Source organism: Saccharomonospora iraqiensis subsp. iraqiensis, from assembly GCF_000430445.1.
Lineage (GTDB): Bacteria > Actinomycetota > Actinomycetes > Mycobacteriales > Pseudonocardiaceae > Saccharomonospora > Saccharomonospora iraqiensis.
In genome coordinates, this window is the sequence record NZ_KE387117.1 from 4,195 (window position 1) to 8,612 (window position 4,418).

General features: G+C 69.1%; 4 protein-coding genes. 3 read left to right on the forward strand and 1 reads right to left on the reverse strand.

Annotated features, from left to right (window positions below):
* Nucleotides 1–78 precede the first annotated feature (78 nt).
* Nucleotides 79–699, reverse strand: a complete 621-nt coding sequence (locus ACTIR_RS0117320; protein WP_026455225.1) for a D-sedoheptulose-7-phosphate isomerase — start codon at nt 697–699, stop codon at nt 79–81.
* 260 nt (nt 700–959) lie between these two features.
* On the opposite strand from ACTIR_RS0117320, the gene ACTIR_RS0117325 reads away from it, so the two are divergent.
* Genes ACTIR_RS0117325 through ACTIR_RS0117335 form a run of 3 tightly spaced genes read left to right on the forward strand, consistent with a single transcriptional unit; the run spans nt 960 to nt 4,321 of the window.
* Nucleotides 960–2,015 carry an NADH-quinone oxidoreductase subunit B family protein gene (locus ACTIR_RS0117325; protein ID WP_026455226.1) on the forward strand — a complete coding sequence of 352 codons (1,056 nt, stop codon included), beginning with the start codon at nt 960–962 and terminating at the stop codon, nt 2,013–2,015.
* A gap of 30 nt (nt 2,016–2,045) precedes the next feature.
* Nucleotides 2,046–3,848 (forward strand): nickel-dependent hydrogenase large subunit, encoded by a 1,803-nt coding sequence (locus tag ACTIR_RS0117330; RefSeq protein ID WP_007024155.1) that lies wholly within the window; start codon nt 2,046–2,048, stop codon nt 3,846–3,848.
* A gap of 8 nt (nt 3,849–3,856) precedes the next feature.
* Complete coding sequence (locus tag ACTIR_RS0117335) at nt 3,857–4,321, forward strand: hypothetical protein (RefSeq protein WP_026455227.1); 465 nt, start codon at nt 3,857–3,859, stop codon at nt 4,319–4,321.
* Nucleotides 4,322–4,418: the final 97 nt, after the last annotated feature.

Sequence of the window (4,418 nt, forward strand, 5' to 3'; positions counted from 1 at the left end):
CGCCGTGCCCGTCGGCCGCGCGGTGCGCGGCGGGGTCATCGTCGGCTCCGGTGCCCGGTGGCCGGACCTGCTCCGCGCTCACCGTGCGGCCTCCGGGGTGAGCACGCCCGGGTGCTCGAAGAAGACGTGCACCAGCTCCCACAGGACGTGATACATCGTCACGTGCACCTCCTTGATCACACGGGGGTCGTCCGACGTGGCGCGTAGCAGGTGGTCCACGGCCGGGCTCGCGGCGAGGGCCCCGCCGTCGCCACCCACGAGCGCGACCGTGAGCAGCCCCGCCTCGTGTGCCTGTTCGAGTCCGCGCAGCACGTTGGCGCACCCGCCGTCGACGGACAGGCCGAGCGCGATGTCGTCGCCCACGGCCAGGTACCGCAGCTGGTGGGCGAACACCTCGGCGAAGCCCTCTCGCGCCGCGATCCCGGTCAGCGTGGCGACGTCGGCGGTCAGCGAGATCGCGGGCAGTGCGCGCTTGCCCACGACCACGGGGTGGACGAACTCCACGGAGAGGTGCTGTGCGTCGGTCGACTCGCCGCCGTTGCCGAACACGATCAGCTTGCCGCCGGCGTGGAAGCGCTCCGCCATGGCGTGACAGGCCCGCGCCACCGGACCGGCCTCGGCCAGCAGCGCCTCCAACGGCGCCCGCCTGGCCCCGAACGCGTCGTCGACGCGCTGTTCGAAGTACTGACGTTGCTGCACTGGCCGTCCCGTCCCCTGCTCGTCGAGAGATCCGGAAAATGATCGAAAAATCGATCCGGTGTCGGCGACGTGTTGTCGCGATCACCTCACGCTACGACGTTCCCGTCGCCGGGCACAAATTGACGCGAAAAGCGGCGTCCGGGCTCCGCGGAAAACGGGAAACCGTGCCGGATACCCTGTCCGGGAGCGGTCCAAACGACGGTGCTCCGAGTGTGTACGGGAGACTGCGGCCGGCCGCACAGGGTTGCATGCTGTGTCCCATGAGCACAGAGGCGACCGGAACCGGAGTCGACGAGATCCACATTCTGTGGACGTCGGAAGGAATGAGCTGCGACGGCGACACGGTGTCGGTCACCGCGGCGTCGCTGCCCAGCATCGAGGACGTGGTGCTGCGGGCCGTGCCCGGCATCCCCAAGGTGCACCTGCACAACAAGGTGCTCGCCTACGAGACCGGGGACGACTTCCTCGCGCCGTTCCGCGCGGCGGCGCAGGGCGAACTGGACGCGCCGTTCGTCTTCGTCGTCGAGGGGTCGGTCCCGAACGAGAACATCCACGACGGGGACGGTTTCTGGACGGCCATGGGAAACGACCCGGAGACCGGGAAACCGAAGACCCTCAACAAGTGGATCGACGAACTCGCCCCGAAAGCGTGGGCGGTCGTCGCGATCGGGACGTGCGCGACCTACGGCGGAATTCACGCGATGGCGGGAAACCCGACGGGATGCATGGGACTCGTCGACTATCTCGGTGACGATTTCCGGTCGGCCGGGGGACTTCCGGTGATCAACGTCCCCGGATGCCCGGTACAGCCGGACAACTTCATGGAGACCCTGCTCTGGGTGCTGCACCAGGCCGCGGGGCTGGCCCCGACGATCCCGCTGGACGAGCAGCTGCGGCCGACGTGGCTGTTCGGCAAGACGGTCCACGAGGGGTGCGACCGCGCCGGCTACTACGAGCAGGCCGACTTCGCCTACGACTACAACTCCCCGAAGTGCCAGGTCAAGATCGGCTGCTGGGGCCCGGTGGTCAACTGCAACGTCACCAAGCGCGGCTGGATGGACGGCGTCGGCGGCTGCCCGAACGTCGGCGGCATCTGCATCGGCTGCACCATGCCCGGCTTCCCGGACAAGTTCATGCCGTTCATGGACGAACCACCGGGCGGGTCGTTCTCGTCGGCGCTGCTGTCGGTCTACGGGCCGTTCGTACGCCGGATGCGCGGCATCACCAACCGCAGCGCCAACACCGAACCCAAGTGGCGCCACCCCGGCCCGAAGCTCACCAGCGGCTACCAGCCCCGCTATCCCGAATCCGTCTGATTCCGAACCACCACGCAGGAGCGACACAGCATGGCACAGACCCAGTCCGAGGTCAGCGCCGCGACCCAGCGGGAGCTGGTCGAGGTCAACTTCGACCCGATCACCCGCATCATCGGCAACCTCGGCATCTACACCAAGGTCGACTTCGCGAACAACGAGGTCGCCGAGTGCAAGAGCACCTCGTCACTGTTCCGCGGCTACAGCGTGTTCATGAAGGGCAAGGACCCACGCGACTCGCACTTCATCACCAGCCGCATCTGCGGCATCTGCGGCGACAACCACGCGGTGTGCTCGATCTACGCCCAGAACATGGCCTACGGCGTGAAGCCGCCGCCGCTGGCCGACTGGATCATCAACCTCGGCGAGGCCGCCGAGTTCATGTTCGACCACACGATCTTCCAGGACAACATGGTCTTCGTCGACTTCTGCGAGCGCATGGTCGCCGAGACGAACCCGGGCCTGCTCAAGCGTGCCGAGACCACCGACGCACCGCGCGGCGACCTGCACGGGCACCGCACCATCGCCGACATCATGCGGGCGTTCAACCCGTTCGAGGGCGAGGTCTACAAGAAGGCGCTGGAGGTCTCCCGCATCACCCGGGAGATGTGCTGCCTGATGGAGGGCAGGCACGTCCACCCGTCCACGCTCTACCCGGGCGGCGTCGGCACGGTGGCCACCCCGCAGGTGTTCACCGACTACCTCTCCCGGCTGATGCGCTGCCTGGACTTCATCAAGCAGGCCGTGGCGATGAACGACGACGTGTTCGACTTCTTCTACGACGCCCTGCCCGGCTACGAGGAGGTCGGCAGGCGCCGCATCCTGCTCGGCTGCTGGGGATGCTTCCAGGACCCGTACAGCGTGGACTACCGCTACGAGAACATGGGCTCCTGGGGCAAGGACATGTTCGTCAGCCCGGGCATCGTCGTCGACGGCGAACTGCTGACCAACAACCTGGTCGACATCAACCTCGGCATGCGCATCCTGCTCGGCAGTTCCTACTACGACGACTGGACCAACGAGCAGACGTTCGTCGACCGCGACCCGCTGGGCAACCCGGTGGACAAGCGGCACCCGTGGAACCAGACCACCCTGCCCGCCCCGCAGGGCCGCGACCTGGAGAACGGCAACTACAGCTGGGTGATGAGCCCCCGCTGGTTCGACCCGGGCAGTCAGGAGCACCTCGCGCTGGACACCGGCGGCGGCCCGCTGGCCCGGCTGTGGGCGACCGCGCTGAACGGGCTGGTGGACACCCCGTACGTCAAGGCCACCGGCGGTGCGGTGCGCATCGACCTGCCCGCCACCCCGCAGACCAAGGAGATGCGGTTCGAGTGGCGTCCGCCGAAGTACGCCAACACCCTCGAACGCGACCGGGCACGGATGTACTTCGTCGCCTACGCCGCGGGCATGGCGCTGCACTTCGTCGAGAAGGCCCTGGCGGAGGTGCGCTCCGGCAACACGAAGGTGTTCACCGACTTCGAGGTGCCGGACGAGGCCGTCGGCGTCGGCTTCCACGAGGCCGTGCGCGGGGTGCTGTCGCACCACCTCGTGGTGCGCGACGGCAAGATCGCGAACTACCACCCGTACCCGCCGACACCGTGGAACGCCAGCCCCCGGGACAGCTACGGCACCCCCGGCCCGTACGAGGACGCCGTGCAGGGCCAGCCGATCTTCGAGGAGAACGGTCGGGAGGACTTCAAGGGCATCGACATCATGCGCACGGTGCGCAGCTTCGACCCGTGCCTGCCGTGCGGGGTGCACATGTACCTCGGCGAGGGCAAGACCCTCGACAAGATCGCCTCGCCGACGTTCGGCGCGGCCCACCCGGGACAGTGAGCGGTCCGATGTGGGACGACGACGAACTCACCGAGCGCCTGTCGACGCTCGAGGAACTGCTGGCCGGTCTCGCCGACCGCGCCGACGAGGCCGCCGGCGCCACCGTGCAGACCCTGGCCGACGTGTACGGCGAGGCACTCGAACGGATCGTGCGGGCCGCCGACGACACGGTCGTCGCCGCGCTGGCCGACGACCCGCTGGTGGGGCACCTGCTGCTCGCGCACGACCTGCACCCGCACGGCCCGGAGACCCGGATCCGGGCGGTGCTCGCCGACGCCGCACCGGACATCCGGGCGGAGCTGGACGGGCTGGCCGACGGGGTGGCCTCGGTGACCGTGACGGACGGCTCCGACGAGGCCGCGGGCACGGTCACCGACCTGGTGCGGGCGGTCGCGCCCGAGGTCACCGAGGTGCGGATCGAGCACCGGTCCGAGCCCGCCTTCGTCCCGCTGACCGCGGTCCGGGCGCGGTGAGCCCGGTGACCGGGGTACGCACCGCCGGCGGCGGGAACCGGCCCGGTGCCGGGTTACGCGGACTGGCACGGCACGAGCTGTTCGGCCGGGCCGCGGC